General features: G+C 69.9%; 14 protein-coding genes. 11 read left to right on the top strand and 3 right to left on the bottom strand.

Annotated features, from left to right (window positions below):
• Window positions 1-9: 9 nt before the first annotated feature.
• Window positions 10-177, top strand: a complete 168-nt coding sequence (locus D466_RS25170) for a T6SS immunity protein Tli4 family protein (RefSeq protein WP_369759457.1) — start codon at window positions 10-12, stop codon at window positions 175-177.
• A 36-nt stretch (window positions 178-213) separates the two neighbouring features.
• Here D466_RS25170 and D466_RS0116565 read toward each other — a convergent pair whose 3' ends face one another.
• Window positions 214-858 carry a LysE family translocator gene (locus tag D466_RS0116565; protein WP_018914830.1) on the bottom strand — a complete coding sequence of 215 codons (645 nt, stop codon included), beginning with the start codon at window positions 856-858 and terminating at the stop codon, window positions 214-216.
• Window positions 859-1,028: 170 nt separating this feature from the next.
• Here D466_RS0116565 and D466_RS0116560 point away from each other — a divergent pair, with 170 nt between their 5' ends.
• Entirely contained in the window at window positions 1,029-1,451 is a 423-nt protein-coding gene (locus tag D466_RS0116560) for a heavy metal-responsive transcriptional regulator (RefSeq protein ID WP_018914829.1), read from the top strand.
• Window positions 1,448-4,279 (top strand): heavy metal translocating P-type ATPase, encoded by a 2,832-nt coding sequence (locus D466_RS0116555; RefSeq protein ID WP_018914828.1) that lies wholly within the window; start codon window positions 1,448-1,450, stop codon window positions 4,277-4,279. Before D466_RS0116560 ends, D466_RS0116555 begins: the two co-directional genes overlap by 4 nt.
• A 19-nt stretch (window positions 4,280-4,298) precedes the next feature.
• On the opposite strand, the gene D466_RS0116550 is transcribed toward D466_RS0116555, so the two are convergent.
• Together D466_RS0116550 and D466_RS22950 are read right to left on the bottom strand one after the other, a co-directional pair.
• Complete coding sequence (locus D466_RS0116550; protein WP_018914827.1) at window positions 4,299-5,045, bottom strand: SDR family oxidoreductase; 747 nt, start codon at window positions 5,043-5,045, stop codon at window positions 4,299-4,301.
• Window positions 5,046-5,059: 14 nt separating this feature from the next.
• Window positions 5,060-8,188 (bottom strand): EAL domain-containing protein, encoded by a 3,129-nt coding sequence (locus D466_RS22950; protein WP_018914826.1) that lies wholly within the window; start codon window positions 8,186-8,188, stop codon window positions 5,060-5,062.
• Between the two features lie 169 nt (window positions 8,189-8,357).
• On the opposite strand from D466_RS22950, the gene D466_RS0116540 reads away from it, so the two are divergent.
• The 8 genes from D466_RS0116540 (at window position 8,358) to D466_RS22110 (ending at window position 17,673) form a co-directional block, all read left to right on the top strand.
• A complete protein-coding gene (locus tag D466_RS0116540) occupies window positions 8,358-9,629 on the top strand; it encodes a GGDEF domain-containing protein (protein ID WP_026285388.1) in 1,272 nt (423 codons plus the stop codon).
• 79 nt (window positions 9,630-9,708) lie between these two features.
• Entirely contained in the window at window positions 9,709-10,191 is a 483-nt protein-coding gene (locus D466_RS0116535; RefSeq protein WP_018914824.1) for a hypothetical protein, read from the top strand.
• 4 nt (window positions 10,192-10,195) lie between these two features.
• Window positions 10,196-11,113: an FHA domain-containing protein gene (locus D466_RS0116530; RefSeq protein WP_018914823.1), complete on the top strand. Its 918-nt coding sequence runs from the start codon at window positions 10,196-10,198 to the stop codon at window positions 11,111-11,113.
• A 192-nt stretch (window positions 11,114-11,305) separates the two neighbouring features.
• A complete protein-coding gene (locus D466_RS0116525; protein ID WP_018914822.1) occupies window positions 11,306-12,712 on the top strand; it encodes an undecaprenyl-phosphate glucose phosphotransferase in 1,407 nt (468 codons plus the stop codon).
• Between the two features lie 37 nt (window positions 12,713-12,749).
• A complete protein-coding gene (locus tag D466_RS0116520; protein ID WP_018914821.1) occupies window positions 12,750-13,532 on the top strand; it encodes an ABC transporter permease in 783 nt (260 codons plus the stop codon).
• 28 nt (window positions 13,533-13,560) lie between these two features.
• On the top strand, window positions 13,561-14,310 hold the full coding sequence (locus D466_RS0116515) for an ABC transporter ATP-binding protein (protein WP_018914820.1): 750 nt from the start codon (window positions 13,561-13,563) through the stop codon (window positions 14,308-14,310).
• A 45-nt stretch (window positions 14,311-14,355) separates the two neighbouring features.
• Window positions 14,356-15,531 (top strand): glycosyltransferase family 4 protein, encoded by a 1,176-nt coding sequence (locus D466_RS0116510; protein WP_038166618.1) that lies wholly within the window; start codon window positions 14,356-14,358, stop codon window positions 15,529-15,531.
• Between the two features lie 660 nt (window positions 15,532-16,191).
• On the top strand, window positions 16,192-17,673 hold the full coding sequence (locus tag D466_RS22110; RefSeq protein WP_051083775.1) for a mannose-1-phosphate guanylyltransferase/mannose-6-phosphate isomerase: 1,482 nt from the start codon (window positions 16,192-16,194) through the stop codon (window positions 17,671-17,673).
• Window positions 17,674-17,685 lie beyond the last annotated feature (12 nt).

Genomic DNA, 17,685 nt, shown 5'->3' with positions numbered 1-17,685 from the left:
CCGGCGCATCTGGACATCAGCCTGATGACGCGGGTGGAGAACAACCGGGTAGGCGATGCGCGCACCAGCGCGATCAGCGAGGAGCAGGCGGTGGAACTGTGGGACCGGCTGCTGGAAGGGGTGAAGTTCCGCGTGGCGGTGCCGGGCGCCACGGCAGCTTCGGTGGCCCTGGCCTGACATCGGGCAGGCACTGCGGGCGCCTGCCCGTGAGGGCTACTCGTGCAGCAGCGCCATCGCGGCGCCGAAACCGACGAACAGACCGCCGGTGACCCGGGCGAAGGCGCGGGCCACGCTGGCGCGGCGCAGCCAGCGGCCGAGCTGGGCCCCGCTGCCGGCGTAGACCAGGTACCAGCTCAGTTCGATCACCGCGAAGCTGCCCAGCAGGGTTGTGAACTGCGGCAGTGCGCGCGCCGTGGGGTCGATGAACTGCGGCAGCAAGGCGGCGGCGAACAGGATGGCCTTGGGGTTGCTGCTGGCCACCGCGAAACCGTTGCGGAACAGGGCCCACTGGCTGCGCTGCGGCAGCGCGAAAGCCTGCTGCGGCGCCTGGTCGGCCGGCTGCTCGCTGGCATGACGCGCGCTGCGCCAGGTGCGCACGCCCAGCCACACCAGGTACGTGGCGCCGGCCAGACGCAGCCCGTCGAACAGCGTGGGCCAGGCCTTGAGGAACACCCCCAGGCCCGCTGCGGAAACACCCATCATCAACAACAGCGCGCACAGACAGCCGGCCATGGTCGCCGTGGAGCGGCGCAGGCCGTGGCGCGCGCCGTGGCTCATCACCAGCAGCATGTTCGGGCCGGGAATCGCGGAAATCACACAAACGGTGAGGACGTAGAGCAACCAGGTGTGCAGGGTCATGGGAGCGGGGAGGGCGGCGGGCGGACGTCGGGGCGGATCGAGGCGGGCGTGGGGCGGGCATGGGCCCTACGGGAATCCACGGGTTCCCAAGGCGCAGTATGCCATGTTCGTGGCAGGGATTTGCGCCAGCTCAAGGATTCAAGCTTACAACCGGCTGTAAACTTTCTCCCATGGATGCCCGAAACGACTTCACCATCGGCCAATTGGCCCAGCGCGCCGAGCTGGCCACCGAGACCCTGCGCCACTACGAGCGCCTGGGGCTGATCGAACCCAGCCGGCGCAGTCCGTCCAATTACCGCCTGTACGGCGCCCAGGCCCTGCAGCGCCTGCGCTTCATCCGGCGTGCCCAGACGCTGGGGTTCTCCCTGCCGGAGATCCGCCAGTTGCTGGACCTGCATCGCCAGGGCGAGGGCGACATGGCGCAGGTGCGCGCCGTCGCCGAGCAGCGCCTGCGCCAGATCGAACAGCGCATGGCCGACCTGCAACGCCTGCGCGGGGGCCTGGAGCAACTGGTCCAGGCCTGCCCGGGGCACGGCGCGCTGGGCGAGTGCCCCATCCTCGCCGCGCTGTGTTCCGAGGAGGAACCGTCATGAACGCACCCGCCGTCCCCAGCCGCGAGGCGCCCGCCGCCGGCCCCAGTTGCGAACTCGCGCTGGACGTGGAGGGCATGACTTGCGCCTCCTGCAGTTCCCGCGTGGAATCCGCGCTCAACGCGCTGCCCGGGGTGCAGGCCAGCGTGAACCTGGCGACCGAGCGCGCGCAGGTGCGCTTCGACCCCTCTCGCCTCGACGCCGCAGCGCTGGTCCACGCGGTCGACGCCAGCGGCTATTCCGCGCGCACCGCCGAGCTCATGCTGGACGTGCAGGGCATGACCTGCGCCTCCTGCGTGGGCCGGGTCGAGCGCGCGCTGCGCGGCGTGCCGGGCGTGCTCGGTGCCGAGGTCAACCTGGCCGCCGAGACGGCCTCGGTGCGCTACCTTCCCGCCAGCGTGCAGGCGCAGGCGATGCTCGATGCCGTGGCCGAGGCCGGCTACGGCGCGCGGCTGCGCGATGCCGACGCCGCCCGTGCCGCCGCCGACGCCGATGTGCACAAGCAGGCACAGTTGCGTTCCATGCGGCGCGACGCCTGGCTGGCCGCCGCGCTCGGCGCCGCGGTGGCGGCCATCGCCATGGGCGGCATGCTGTTTCCGGGCTTCGCGCATGCGCTGGACAGCCTGCTGCCCCTGCCGGGCGGCCGCTCGGCGAGCGACTGGCTGCAGGCCGTGCTGGCCACGGTGGTGGTGGCCGGGCCCGGGCGCAGGTTCTTCCGCAGCGGCTGGACGGCATGGCGCCACCTGGCGCCGGATATGAACTCCCTGGTCGCCACCGGCGCCGGCGTGTCCTGGCTGTACAGCATGGTGGTGTTGCTGGTGCCGGGCTGGTTTCCGGCGCATTCGCGGCATGTGTATTTCGACTCGGCGGCGGTGGTGATCGCCGCGGTGCTGTTCGGCAAGTACCTGGAGGAACTGGCCAAGGGCCGCGCCTCCCAGGCCATCCGCTCGCTGGCGCGCCTGCAGGCGCGCGACGCGCGGGTGCGCGTGGACGGCGAACAGCGCGACGTCCCCATCGGCCAGGTGCGCCCCGGCGACGAGGTGGTGGTGCGCCCGGGCGAGCGCCTGCCGGTGGACGGCGAGGTGCTGGAAGGCGCATCGCACGTCGACGAATCCATGCTCAGCGGCGAGCCCATGCCGGTGGACAAGCAGCCCGGCAGCCCGGTGCGCGCGGGCACGGTGAACCAGCAGGGCCTGCTGGTGGTGCGCGCCACCTCGGTGGGCGCCGACACCATGCTGGCGCAGATCATCCGCCTGGTGGAGCAGGCGCAGGGCGGCAAGCTGCCCATCCAGGGCCTGGCCGACCGCGTGGTGCGCGTGTTCACGCCGGCCGTGCTGCTGGTGGCCCTGCTGAGTTTCGGCGCGTGGATGCTGCTGGCACCGGCTCCGGCGCTGAGCCACGCGCTGCTCGCGGCGGTGGCCGTGCTGGTGGTGGCCTGCCCCTGCGCGATGGGGCTGGCCACGCCCGCGGCCATCATGGTGGGCACCGGCCGCGCCGCCGAACTCGGCGTGCTGTTTCGCAAGGGCGAGGCGCTGGAGGCGCTGTCGCACGTGGACACCGTGCTGCTGGACAAGACCGGCACGCTCACGCGCGGCCAGCCCCGGCTCACCGCCCTGCGTCCGGGCGAAGGCGTCGGCGAACAGGATCTGCTGCGCGTGGCGGCCGCGGTGGAATCGGGCTCCGAGCACCCGCTGGGCCTCGCGGTGGTGGCCGCCGCGCGCGAGCGCGGCCTGGCCTGGCCGGAGGTGACGCAATTCGAAGCCCGCGCCGGCTTCGGCGCGCGCGCCCGGGTGGACGGCGCCATGATCGCGCTGGGCACGCGGCGCTACCTGGAACAACTGGGCGTGGACCCGCGCGCGCTGGACGACGCCGCCACCGGCCTGCTGGAACAGGGCGCCACGGTGGTGTACGCGGCGCGCGACACGCAGGCCCTGGGCGTGCTCGCGGTGTCCGATCCGCCGCGCCCCGAGTCCGCCGCCGTGGTGGCCGGGCTGCGCGAGCTGGGCCTGGCGGTGCACATGGTCAGTGGCGATTCGACCCGCGCGGCGCAGGCCCTGGCGCGCATCGTGGGCATCGACTCCGTGCACGCGGAGGTGCTGCCGCAGGGCAAGGCCGACGTGGTGCGCGCGCTGCAGGCGCAGGGCCGCAAGGTGCTGTTCGTCGGCGACGGCATCAACGACGCGCCGGCGCTGGCGCAGGCCGACGTGGGCATGGCCCTGGCCAGCGGCACCGACATCGCCATGCAGGCCGCCGACGTCACCCTCACCCGCGGCGACCTCGGCGCGCTGGTGGCCGCGCTGCGGGCCGCGTCGCGCACCATGGCCACGATCCGCGGCAACCTGTTCTGGGCCTTCGGCTACAACGTGCTGCTGATTCCCGTGGCGGCCGGAGCCGGCGCGCCCTGGGGCCTGTTCATGAGCCCGATGCTGGCCGGCATCGCCATGGGCCTGTCCTCCGTTTTCGTGCTGGGCAACAGCCTGCGCCTGCGGGGCCTGCGCGCCTGGAGCGCGCCGGCTGCCGCCACGGCGCCGCCGGCCCCGGAGCCCGCGCCCACGCGCGTGCCGACCCCGACGCCCACGCCCACGGTTTCCCATCCCTCTGAGAGGAGTTCCACCATGAGCCCATCCACCACCCTGTCCATCGAGGGCATGAGCTGCCAGCATTGCGTGGGCAGCGTCACCAAGGCGCTGCTGGCAGTGCCCGGCGTCGAGTCGGCGCAGGTCAGCCTCGACGCGGCTGCCGCCGAAGTGCGCGGCGACGCGCCGAAGGAGGCTCTGGTGGACGCGGTGCGCCGCGCCGGCTACACGGCCACCGCGCAGGCGGCGGCCTGAGCCCCGCGCCCGGCGGCGCTCAGGCTGCGCTCGCCAGGCTGCGCAGGTCGGCCACCGGGTCCCGCCCGAAACCCTCGCTGAGCAGGTAGTCCACCAGGCGGCGCGCGCAGTCCTCGGGGCTGCTCAGCTGGCCTTCGCGCTGCAGCTTCTCGAAGCGTTCGCGCATCGGGAAACGCGCGGGGTCCACCTTGCGCAGCGCCGCCTGCATGGAGGTGTCGACCACGCCCGGCGCCAGCGAGCAGATGCGCAGCCCCGGCGTGGCGTCCAGCGCGGCCGCGCGGGCGTGCTGATCCAGCGCCGCCTTGGTGGCGCAGTAGATGCTCCATCCGGGGTAGGGGCTGCGCGCGGCGCCGCTGGATACGTGCACGATGCGCTGTTCCTGGTCCGCGCCGTCCACCGCGCACAGCGCCGCGCTGAGCATCAGCGGAGCGCCCACGTTCAGGTTCACCGCGTCGGCCACCGCCGCCAGGTCCTGCGTGGGCAGCGGCCCCATGGGTTCCAGCGTGCCCGCGTTGTTCACCAGCAGCACCCGCTGGCGCCCCAGCACCCAGTTCGCCAGTTGCGGCCCGGCCAGCCAGGCGCGCAGCGCCGTGGGGTCGCTCAGGTCCAGCGTGCGTTCCTCGAACAGCCCGGCCGGCGCCTCCACGGGCGTGCGCGAGGCGCCGCGCGCCAGCCCCAGCGTGGCGATGCCGCGGCCCAGCAGCTCCCGCAGGATCGCGGCTCCCAGGCCGCGGGAGTGTCCGGTGACGATGGCGCAGGTCTGCATGGGCGAGGGCTCCTTCAGGTGGCTTCGGGCGGCTGCAGCACGAACACGCCGCCGGGTGATCCCTGCAGGGTCAGGGCCCAGAAGCGTTCGCGCAGTTCGTCGCTGGCCATGTGCAATTCCACTTCCAGTGCCGGGCGCGCCAGCGGCTCGTCCAGCCAGCGCCGCACCAGTGCGTACAACTCGGACTGGCGTTGCACCAGATCCTCGAAGCGGGCCTGGTGGCGCCAGCGCCCGGCATGGTGCTGGCACCACTGGCCGATGGGGCAGCGCATCGCGGCGTCGGGCTGGCGCAGCAGGGCCTCGGTTTCGGCGTCCAGCGCGCCCTGCATCAGCTGGCGCAGCATCGTGCCCACCGAGACGATGGCCTCGATGCCGTCGGGGCCGAGGCCGCCGGGCTTGCCCAGGTCGGCGCTCCAGGCCAGGCGCTGCGGCCAGTCGGCGAGCCACTCCAGCAGCTGCGCCGCCGGCATCGGGCGCGCCACGGCGTAGCCCTGCAGGTGCTGGCAGCCCATGGCCACCAGCACGCGCGCGAGCTCGGGGGTTTCCACGCCCTCGGCCACCACCCGCACCCCCATGAGCTGCGCGGTGCGCAGGATGCCGTAGGCGATGCTCAGGTCGCGCGCGTCGTGCATCAGGTCCTTGACGAAGCGTCGCTCGATTTTCAGGGTGGACACGGCCAGGGCCTGCAGATGGGTCAGCGAGGCGCTGCCGGTGCCGAAGTCGTCCAGGCTGACCTGCACTCCCAGCCCGTGGCATTCCTCCACGCGCCGGCGCGTGGCGTCGCCGTCCAGCAGCGCGCCGTGCTCGGTGAGTTCCAGCGTGAGACTGCCGGGGCGCATGCGCGGGTGGCGCCCCAGCAGTTCGCGCAAGTCGTCGAGAAAATGCGGACCCAGGAAATGCCGCGGGCTGATGTTCACGCTCATGCCCAGCTCGACGCCGCGGGCGCGCCAGCGCTCGATCCAATGCGCCGCCTGCTCCAGCACCCAGCGCCCCACCGGTACGGCCACGCGCGGCTCGTCGAGCACATGCTCGAACTTGCCGGCGTTGTGCAGCCGCCCGTCCTCGTCCAGCAGGCGCAGAAGGCCTTCCACCTGGTTCACCGCGGGCAGGCCGTTGCGCTGGCGCGGCACGCTCAGGATGGGCTGCACGTGCATCTGCAGCCGGCCCTGTTCCAGCGCGCGCTCGATGGCGCTGAGCCAGCCCTGGCGTGCCTCCACCTCGGCCTGCATGTGCTGGTCGAACAGGCAGGCCTGGTTGCGTCCGCGAGCCTTCGCCGCGTACAGCGCGATGTCCGCCTGGCGCATCAGGGTCTGCGCGTCCTCGTTGCCGATGCGCAGCGCCAGGCCCAGCGACAGGCGCGCCGACAGCATCTGGCCCTCGATCTCGATGGGCGGGCGCAGCGCCGCCATCACGCGCTCGGCGATGCGCTGCGCGCGCCGCGGGTCCTTGCCCACCGGCAGCAGCAGCGCGAACTCGTCGCCGCCGATGCGCGCCAGGATGTCGCTGTCGCGCCCCTGGCGCGATTGCGGCGACAGGCGCAGCGCCCCGCGCAGACGCGCCGCCACCTCCACCAGCAGCGCGTCGCCGGCGGCGTGGCCGAAGCGGTCGTTGATGGCCTTGAAGTCATCCAGGTCGGCGATGCCCAGCGCCACGTCGTCGCGCCGCTCCAGGGTCTCGGCCAGGAGTTTCTCGAAGGCGCCGCGGTTGCTCAGCCCGGTCAGCGAGTCGCGTTCGGCCAGTTCGCGGATCTGCTGCTCCTGCAGCTTGCGCTCGGTCACGTCCTGGATGGTCCACAGCGCACCCGCCGATTCCTGATCGGTGCCCTGCAGCGGCGTGTAATGCCGCAGAAAAATCCGCCCGTCCTTGAGCCACACCTCGTCCACCGCCGGCTGGTGTTCGTTGAACAGGATCTTCACCTGGTTCAGGGAATTGCGCCCGCCGGCATGCATGTGCTCGATCAACGCCCACACGGCGCGCCAGGGCTTGCCCAGGAGTTCGCGCGGCGGCACGGTGATGCCGGTCATGCGCACGAAGCCCGCGCTGCAGTACTGCACCAGCCCCGCGGCGTTGAACACGATCAGCCCGCCGGGAAGGTTGTCCAGGATCTGCGCGAACAGGCCGGCGTCCCTGCGCTGCTCGTCGCGCGCCTGCTCGCTGCTGCGCAGCAGCAGGCGCAGGCGCCCCAGCCAGTCGCGCTGCAGCAGCAGGTCGCGCCGCAGCAGCACCCCCACCATCAGCGCCAGCAGCAGCGCGCCGGCCAGCGGCAGGCGCGCGCGGCTCCACCAGTCGGCCACCACCGCGCTGCGCGGAGTCACCACGAAGGCCACCAGGGAGTAGCCGTCCAGCCGGTGCAGCGCGCCCACGTAGACGCGCCCGCTGGGGTCGGCGTTGGCCGTGCCCTCGGCCGGCATCCAGTGCCGTCCCGGGTTGTGCTGCAGCGCCTGCATGATCAGGCCCGTGCGGCGCTCGGTGTAGAAGGCCTTGAGGTCCTCGGCCTGCGGCAGGGGCCAGCGCCCCAGCAGGTAGCCGTCGGACTCGAGCACCCCGAAGGTCAGATGGGGGTTCGCCCCCTCCTGCACCAACGAACGGTACATCGCGTTTTCCGCCTTCTGGTCCAGCGCGCCCAGCACCATGAAGCCGGCATGCCCGCCGGCCGGCGCCTGGGCCCAGGCGATGGGCACCAGCGCGCGGCGTGCCGGGCCGCTGAGCAGGGGGCGCCCTACCTGCAGGGAACCCGGATGGGCGCGGGCCAGCGCCTGCACCTCCCGCAGATCCGCGGGCGCGCTGCCGTCCCAGTCCACCACCGTCAATTCGGCCACGCTCGGTTCCGTGCTCCGGAAATCCCGCAAGGCCTGCGCCAGGTCGTCGTCCCCATGCCCGAGCCAGCCGCGCGAGCGGATCTGCGCGGCCAGGAAGGCCAGGCCGCGCGAGTAGCGGTTCAGGTGGTTCTGCACGGCCACCTGCACGATCTGCGCGGTTTCCGCGAGTTCCGCGCGCCGATTGCGCATCTGCTCGGTCCACGACGCCACCAGGAACCAGCTCGTGATCAACACCAGCGTGAGCAGCACCGCCGCGAAGGGCAGCAGGCTGTGCCGGCGCATGGGGCCGTCGTCGAGCAGGGTCCGGGGGGCGGGCGATGTCATGACCGTACAGCGTACCCGACACGGTACCCGCCCCGCGAGAGGCATCCGCGCGGCGTCGCGCTCACGCCGAATTCGCGCCGCAGCGTGAATTCCGTCACGCGTGGCGCCACGGGGCCCCTTTACACTCGAATCCTCGGTTTCCGCCGCCACGCCCCAGCCTTTGTCCGCCATGTCCAGCCCCAAGCCGATTCCCTCCATGCTGCCCGCGCAGGCCGCATGGATCGACGCGCTCGCGGCTCCCGTGCTGGTGGTGGTGGGCGAGCGCCTGCGCTACGTCAATGCCGCGGCGGTCGGCCTGCTCAATGCCGGGTCCGCGGGCGAACTGCTCGGGCGCAGCGTGCAGGATTTCGCGCATCCGCTGGACGCCCACCGCGTGCTCGCGCGCCTGCGCCGCGCCGAGGCGGGCGAGGGCGTCAACCCGCCCACCAGCGTGCGCGTGTTCGACTGCAAGGGCCACGAACTCACGCTGGTGATGACCAGCGCCCCGGTCGACTGCGATGGCGAGCATGGCGTGCTTGCCACCTGCCTGGACATGACCGAGCGCGCCGCCATGGAGCAGCGCCTGCGCCGCACCGACGAGGACTTCCGGCGCATCATGGACACCATGCAGGACGTGTTCTACCGCACCGACGCGCAGGGCATCACGCGCTACGTCTGTCCCGCGGTGAAGAACGTGCTCGGCTACAGCGCCGAGGAGATCATCGGCCTGCCGGCCGCCGCCTTCTACCCCGACCCCGCCGAGCGCGACGCGCTGGTCGCGGCCATCCGCGAACACGGTTTCGTGCGCGACTTCCCCGGACGCATGCGCCGCAAGGACGGCGTGATCATCGACATTTCCATCAGTACCCAGGCCCTGCGCGACGAGCGCGGACAGTACGCAGGGGTCGAAGGCATCTGGCGCGACATCTCCGAGCGCAAAGCCATGGAACGTGAGCTCGAACGCCTGGCCACCCGCGACCACCTCACCGGCCTGTACGGGCGCCGCCGCATCCTGGAACTGCTGGACGAGGAACTCGAGCGCCGGCGCGACCGGCGCACCCAGTCCTCGCTGGCCGTGCTGCTGCTGGACCTGGACCACTTCAAGCAGATCAACGATACCCACGGCCACGCCGCCGGCGACCTGGTGCTGCGCCAGTTCGTCGCCACGGTGCACGGCTCGCGCCGCGGCGAGGACCAGTTCGGCCGCCTGGGCGGCGAGGAATTCCTGCTCATGCTGCAGGGGGCGGACGCCGGCGGCGCGCGGCACCTAGCCGAGCGCATCCGCCAGGCCGTCGAGGCCACCGCGTTTCACATTCATGCAGAATCGAGCCTGCGACTGACGGTGAGCATCGGCTGTGCCCATGCGCTGCCCGAGGACCGGCGCAGCGCCGACCTGCTGGAGCGTGCCGACCGCGCGCTTTACGAAGCCAAGCGCGGCGGCCGCAATCGGGTGTCACCGTGAGGCCAAGGGGGGAGCATCGCCGAGAGGCGGCGCGCGCGATGAACCATCACGGATCCAACGAGCCAAGGGCCGCTGGGCGATGAAAAACAGCACCATCCGCTCGCCGGCGGGAACGGCAGGCGCCGCTTCGGGCAGCGCCGTGCCCGGGCGCGACCCGCTGAGCCTGCGCATCCAGGTCGAGGCCTTGCTGCTGGATCCGCGCGGGAGTTTCCGGCCGCGCCCCGTCACGCTGCGCCAGGCCGGCGCCGCCGGCGCCGACGACCTGCTGGTCATGCAGGTGGCCGAGCAGGCCGACGGCAGCATCAGCGTGGTCACGTCCGAGCCCCTGCAGCCGGGCCAGGTCTTCCTCGTGGGCGGCGACGCGCATCGCGAGGAGCACGCGGCCCACGGGCACGGCCATGCCCATGGCCGCGAATACCTGCTGCTCGGCTGCCGCCCGGGCAACCGACCCGAGGACGGAGGCCAGGCCTGCTGGATCAGCGTGCTGAGCCCGCAGCACCCGGCGCAGGCCCCCGTGCCGGCCGCGGGCGCCGGCCCCGCATCCCCCGCCGACGGAGCCTGAGGCCATGCTGCGACGTTGGCTCGGCCTGCAGCCCCCTTCCAACCTGGTGGCCCTGCACGCCGCCCTGGCGGGCACCCACGAGCTGTTCGTCAGCCTCGGGGAGTCCCGTGCGCGCCAGTTCCTGGAACACACCATCAACCGGCTTTCGCACCGCGCCTCGGCCCGTGGCGGCCTGGTGGTGCGTTCGGACAGCACCTCGCTGCTGGCGCTGTTCGAGAAACCCGAGCAGGCGCTGGAGGCGGCCGGCGCACTGCGCCAGGAATTGCGCACCTGGTGCCTGGACGTCGACCCCGGCTTCCAGATGCCGCTGGACATGGGCCTGAGCAGCGGGGCCGTGCTGTGCCGCCCGCCGCACTTCGAGGGCGAGACCCTGCTGCGCGCTTCCTCACTGGCGGCCGCGGCGCAGGGCGGCGAAACCCTGCTCGACCAGGGGGTGGTGGCGGCCCTGCCGCCGCAGCTCGCGCTGCGCGCGCGCGCCACGCTGCCGCCCATCGGGTTTTCCCACGTGGGCAAGGCCTGGGCTTTCGAGCAGGAGCCTTCCGAACCCCAGCCCGAGGCCGCGCCGGCGCTGTGGTTGAACCTGCGCAGCCCGGACGGGCGCCTGCACCTGAGTTTCACGCCCGACCGGCCGATCCGCCTGGGCCGCGACGCCCATGCCGACATCGCCGTGGATAATCCGGCAATCTCGCGTCAGCACGCAGTAATCGTCTGGCGAAACGGCAGTTACATGATCGCCGACATCAGCCGTAACGGCACCTGGGTGCGCCAGCGCGCCAGCCCCGATCCGGTGTTCGTGCGCCAGGGCGTGTGCCTGCTGGGCCACTCCGGCTCGCTCAGCCTGGGGCGCCCGCCCCGCGGCTGGCGGGCGCCGGACCTGCTGTTCAGCGTCACGCCGCCGCCGTGGACGGCGCCGCAGAGCTGAGCGGGCGGGGCGCCTCAGGCGCCCTGGGCGAGGGTTTTTGCGAGTAGAGTGGGGCCCGAGCATCGCCCGGATCCGGTGGGGGATTTTTGGGATTTTCCCGAACAAGGCGTTATGCTTGCGGGTTGCAATTTGCGGGCCTGCAGCCGCGTGCGAAGCCCGCCGCGCCAATCGCCCCCCCAAGGACCCTGCCCGATGCTCGATCAACGCGGCCGCCTGAAGCAGTACGCCAGCGGGTTCATCCTGCTGCAGCGTCTGGCCGATGCCGTGGTGATCCTGGCTTCGGCCTTCGCCGCGGCGTGGTTTCGCTTCGGCTCCCTGGAGCTGTCCCAGGCCGAGGCGCTGGGCGTGGTCATCGCCCTGCTGCTGGCCAACTTCGCCTTCGTCGAACTCGGGCTGTACGGCTCCTGGCGTACCGGCAGCATCGCGCGCGAGATCGGCCGGCTCTGGCTGGGCTGGGCGGCCACCTTCCTGATCCTCGCCGGCCTGCTGTTCGCGCTCAAGCTCGGCGCCTACTACTCGCGCCTGTGGGTGGCCAACTGGTTCGGCCTGGCCGCCGCGATCCTCGCGCTCAGCCGCGTGGCCCTGCGCTTCGGCCTGCGCTGGGCGCGGCGCAAGGGCTACAACGTACGCACCGTGTGCCTCGTCGGCGACGGGGAGGCCGCGCAGCGCCTGTGGGACAACGTGGGCGCTCGCGGAAGCCTGGGTTTCAAGGTGGTTTCCTGGTTCGGCGTGCACGAAGCGCCGCAGGTGGAGGGACTCGAAACCATCGGCCGGCTCGCCGATTTCGAGCCCTACGCCGAGCGTTCCCAGGTCGACGAAGTGTGGGTGGCGGTGCCGCTGCGCGAGGAAGCGCACCTGCGCTGGGTGTTCCGCGTGCTGCACCACAGCACCCCGAACATCCGCTACGTGCCCGACCTGTACGACTACGAACTGCTCAACCATGCCGTCAGCGAGATCGGCGGCGTGACCATGCTGGACCTGTCGGTGTCGCCCATGGAGGGGCTCAACCGCCTGCTCAAGCGCAGCGAGGACCTGCTGCTGGGCATCCTGTTCCTGGTGCCCGTGCTGCCCCTGATGCTGGTGATCGCCATCGCCGTGAAACTCAGCTCCGAGGGCCCGGTGCTGTTCCGCCAGCGCCGCGTCGGCTGGTCGGGGCGCGAGTTCACGATCTACAAGTTTCGCAGCATGCGCCTGCATGCTCCCGAAGGCGACGGGCAACTGCAGCAGGCCACGCGCGAGGATCCGCGGATCACGCCCATCGGGCGCTTCCTGCGGCGCAGCAGCCTGGACGAATTGCCCCAACTGATCAACGTGCTGCAGGGGCGCATGTCCCTGGTGGGCCCGCGCCCCCACGCCGTCGAGCATCACCGCCTGTACCTCGACCAGGTGCCCAGCTACGCCGTGCGCCACAAGGTCAAGCCCGGCATCACCGGCTACGCGCAGATCAACGGCTATCGCGGCGAGACCGATACCTGCGAGAAGATGCAGCGCCGCGTCGAATACGATCTTGCCTACATCCAGCGCTGGTCCCTGTGGCTGGACCTGAAGATCCTCGCGCTGACCCTGTTCAAGGGTCTGGCGAACAAGAACGCCTACTGACCTTCTCGACACTGCCGGCATCCCCGGAACGAACTTGATGGGAATTGCGATCAACGACCTGTTCGCGAGCCTGCGCTCGTGGCGCCTGTGGACCCTGCTGGGCTGGCTGGAAATCCGCCAGCGCTACGCGCGCTCCAAGCTGGGCCCCTTCTGGCTGACCATCAGCATGGGTGTGCTGGTGGGCACCTTGGGGCTGGTCTACGGCACGCTGCTCGGCCGGCCGCTGGGCGAATACCTTCCGATGGTGGCCGACGGACTGGTGTTCTGGACCCTGTTCTCGAGCGTGGTCCTCGAGGGGTGCAATTCCTACATCGTCAGCGCCAACTACATCCGCCAGGTCAACACGCCCCGGCTGATCTACGTGCTGCAGGCCGCGTGGCGCAACACGGTGATCTTCGCGCACAATTTTCTGATCGTGATCATCGTGATGGCGGTGTTCGGTGTGCACAGTTGGGCCGCGCTGCTGCTGTTCGTGCCGGGCTTCGCGCTGTTCATGCTCAACGCCGTGTGGATCGCGGCATTCTCGGGTGTGGTCGCCGCGAGGTTCCGGGATTTTCCGCAGATCGTGGCGGCCTTGCTGCAGGTGACCTTCTACGTCACGCCCATCCTGTTCAGCGGGGACATGCTGGCGGGCAAGCACCACTGGGTCGTGGTCTACAACCCGCTGGCCTACCTGATCGAACTGGTGCGCGCACCGCTGTTGGGTCAGATCCCCGACGCCTTGACCTGGGGGGTGGGCGCCGGCATGGCCGTGTTCGGCTGGACACTGGCGCTGGCCATCACCGGCCGTTTCCACCGCCGCATCCCCTACTGGGTCTGAACAGACTGCCGACCTCAAGGCCCGATCCATGTCTTCCAGCATCAGCCTGCAGAACATCCACCTGGACCTGCCGATCTTCGACGTGTCCTCGCAGTCGCTCAAGAAGCGCGTATTGCGCATGGGACGCCGCAATCGCATCGCCGAGGACAACACCGGCGTCGTGATCGTTCGTGCCATCGACGACCTCAGCATCGAACTGCGCGCCGGCGACCGCCTGGGCCTGATCGGCCACAACGGCGCCGGCAAGAGCACCCTGCTGCGTGTGATGGCGGGGATCTATCCCCCCACAGCCGGAAGCATCAAAGTAGAGGGCAAGGCCGTGCCTCTGCTGGACATCTCCCTGGGCATGGACGAGCAGTCGACGGGGCGCCAGAACATCCGCTTGCGCGGTCTGTTGCTGGGCATGAGCGACGCCGAGATCCGTCGCAAGACCGACGAGATCGCCGACTTCACCGAACTGGGCGACTACCTCGACCTGCCGCTGCGCACCTACTCCAGCGGCATGCGCGTGCGCCTGGCCTTCGCCGTGTCCACTGCGGTGGACGCCGACATCCTGCTACTCGACGAAGTGCTGGGTGTGGGGGATGCCAGTTTCCAGGAGAAGGCCGAGCGGCGCCTGAAGGAATTGCACGACCGATCGGAGATCGTGGTGCTGGCCATCCACTCCAGCGAGACCATCCGCAAGACCTGCACCAAGGTGCTGTGGATGGAGCGCGGCAAGGTGCGCATGTGCGGCGAGGTGAACGAGGTGGTCGATGCCTACGACGCCGCTCGCTGAATCCCGCCAAGGGCCACGGAGGTCGCTTCGCGCGACCTGATGCGCATGGCAGCGTCCGCTTCGAACCCGACGAAGGCGCGCATCGCCATCGTGCACGACTGGCTCACGGTGTATGCCGGGGCCGAGCGCGTGCTGGAGCAGATGCTCGCCGTCTATCCGGACGCCGATCTGTACTGCGTCTGCGACTTCCTGCCGCCGGGTGAGAGAGGCTTCCTGCAGGGGAGGGTGCCGCGCACGACCTTCATCCAGACCCTGCCCGGTGCGCGCAAGCACTATCGCTCGTACCTGCCGCTGATGCCTCTGGCCATCGAGCAACTCGACCTCTCCGGCTATGACATCGTCCTGTCGAGCTCGCATGCCGTGGCCAAGGGCGTGCTGACGGGGCCGGACCAGCTGCATGTCAGCTACGTGCACTCCCCGATGCGCTACGCTTGGGACATGCAGCATCAGTACCTGCGTGAATCCGGGCTGGACAAGGGTTTCAAAGGCTGGGCTGCGCGCTGGATGCTGCACAGGATGCGGATGTGGGATTTACGCAGCGCATTTGGTGTCGATGTTTTCCTTGCGAACTCGTATTTCATCGTGAGGCGCATCCGGAAAGCCTATCGACGCGAGGCGTCGGTAGTGTACCCGCCAGTTTCATCGGACGCCTTCGCGCCGTTGCGCGAAAAGCAAGACTTCTACGTGACGGCGTCCCGGCTCGTGCCGTACAAGCGCGTGGACGTCTTGGTAGATGCCTTTGTGCGCATGCCCCAGCGGCGCCTGCTGGTTATTGGAGATGGCCCCGAGATGGCTAAGCTGCGTGCCTTGACGAAGGGGCACGCGAACATCGAACTGCTCGGGCATCTCGAGCGATCCTCCATGACACGTATGCTGGCTGAGGCTCGCGCCTTCGTGTTCGCCGCGGAGGAGGACTTCGGCATCGCACCGGTTGAGGCCCAAGCCGCTGGAACGCCGGTGATCGCTTTCGGTCGCGGCGGAGCGCTGGAGTCCGTGTCGGCTCGGGAACCATCCGCGGGCGGCACAGGGCTGTTCTTTGATCAGCAGAGCGCGGATGCCGTGGTCGACGCGGTGCGACGCTTCGAGGCGCAGTCCACGCCGTTCGACTGCGTTGCCTGCACGAAGTGGGCGGAGCGCTTCGGCGCGCCCCGGTTCCGCGCCAGTTTCGCGGCAGCGATCGACGTGGCCTGGCGGGAGTTCCGCCGCGATGCGAAGCCCTGAACGCATGCCCTTGCTCGCGTATCCGAGGTTTGCGATGCCGTCGTGGTCAAGGTCGACATCGACCGCCGTTTGGCGTGCTGTCAGGGCCGTCCCGGGGGGCGACCGCGTAGTAGACTCGTGGCCCCGCCCGACCCTGCGCGCGGCGGCCATTGCCTGCTGCGTGGCGGGGCCATCGCACGGGCGGGGATGCCGCCCCCGCGCTACGGGCTGGTCCGGCGCGTGCCGAGGCGAGTGCCAGAGCCATCCGGCGCGTGCGGCCCAGGCGGGTCAGCTGGCCGGTGACGACGTTCGCAGGCCGGCGCAAGCGCGTTAAGGCTCTCGATTGCGATACGTAACGTTTCTCGTCGTGCGAAGCCCGGCCGCACCGGATGCGCACGGTTTTGTTGTCGATCGGGCAAGCTTTGCACCGCCCGGCCTTCCGAGCTCTTGGAACAGCATGGTGAACGCCATCGATACGCCGACCGCCCCGTTGGATGGGAGCATCCGTCGCCGCCTGATCACGCCGAACCAGGGCGGGACGCTAGGGGGCGGCAAGTCGGAGTCGGATGCTGCGCGAATGTGTCGAGTGCGCAGCTCGCTCGCGCACACAAGCGATCCTTGCGGCGGTCTCGTGCGCCTGCGGTTGACAGACAAGCGGTTTCACGCGACAGGAAGGAAGTCATGAAGTTGGTGTCAGTCATTCTGTCGGGCGGTGCAGGCACGCGATTGTGGCCAGTCTCCCGCAGAGCTCACCCCAAGCCGTTCATGGTGCTGGGCGGCAGGACCCTGCTGGAGCAGGCAATCGTACGGGGACAAGGCTGCGGTGCGGTGGAGACGATGATCGTCGCGAACCAGGATCACTTGGTCCTGACCCAGGCGGTCATCGCAGCCATGGCCAACAAGCCGCGCACACGCTACCTGCTGGAGCCGAAGGGACGCAATACGGGGCCCGCCGTCGCGCTGGCTGCGCTAGCGGCAGCCGAGGCCCATGGCCAGGACGTCGTGTTGCTGGTTCTTCCCGCAGACCACCTAATCGCCGACGCGCAGGCGTTCGTAGCGGACGCGCTGCGGGCCGTCGAGCTGGCGCGAAAGGGCAGGTTGGTCGTATTCGGAATTCAGCCGTCGTCACCCGAGACTGGGTTCGGCTACATCGAAGTCAGCAAGGTCGGTCAGGAACCGCAAACTGTCTTGCGCTTTGTCGAGAAACCCAACCTAGCCATCGCGCAGGAGTACCTTGCGACAGGGCGTTTCTACTGGAACAGCGGGATGTTCTGCTTCACCGCCAGCACCATTCTTGGCGCATTCCGGAAACATGCGCCCGATGTGCTGGACGCGGCCAAGGAATCTATGGCGACTGCCGAGGCGCGCGCCGATTCTCTGTCTTTTAGTGCGGAAGCATTTTGTCTTCAGCCCGATATCAGTCTCGATTACGCGGTGATGGAGCGCGCGGACAATGTGACGGTGATTCCCGCCAAATTCCCCTGGAGCGACGTCGGAGCCTGGTCGGCAGTTGCCGATGCGCACACGGCCGACGCTAATGGCAACACGCTGGCGTGCCAGGAGGCGATCGACTGGGTGGCGGTCGACACGACGGGCACCCACGTGCACGTGGAAAGTCACGGACAAAAGAGGGTGGTGGCGACAATCGGCGTGAAGGATCTGGTGGTGGTCCATACGCCTGACGCGCTGCTCGTAGCGAACAAGTGGCAGGCGCAGGATGTGAAGAAGGTGGTAAATACCTTGACGCAGCGCCACATCGACAGCCCCCAGCATCAGAGCACCCTGCTTCCCGCTGAGGTCATCCGTCCATGGGGGACCTACGCCACATTGCGCGAGGAGTCCGGCTACAAGGTCAAACGAATTGTCGTGCGCAAGGGCCAAAGCTTGAGCCTTCAGTACCACCATCGGCGCGCTGAGCATTGGGTCTTAGTGCGGGGCCAGGGAATTGTCCAGATCGGGGATCTGGAATACCCTACAAGCGCCGGGGAATATCGTTACGTACCGCTCGGCGAGCGACACAGATTGGTCAATACCGGGGCGGATGATCTCATTCTGGTCGAGGTCCAGTGTGGCGATTACTTGGGAGAGGATGATATCGTGCGCCTGGCGGATCTCTACGGGCGGGCAGGGGGGGATTCCAATCCAGGAAAGCCTCGCCGTTAGTGATTCCACGAG

This window comes from Thiomonas sp. FB-6, from assembly GCF_000377645.1.
Classification (GTDB): domain Bacteria; phylum Pseudomonadota; class Gammaproteobacteria; order Burkholderiales; family Burkholderiaceae_C; genus Thiomonas_A.
This window is presented reverse-complemented; position numbering and strand designations above follow the sequence as displayed.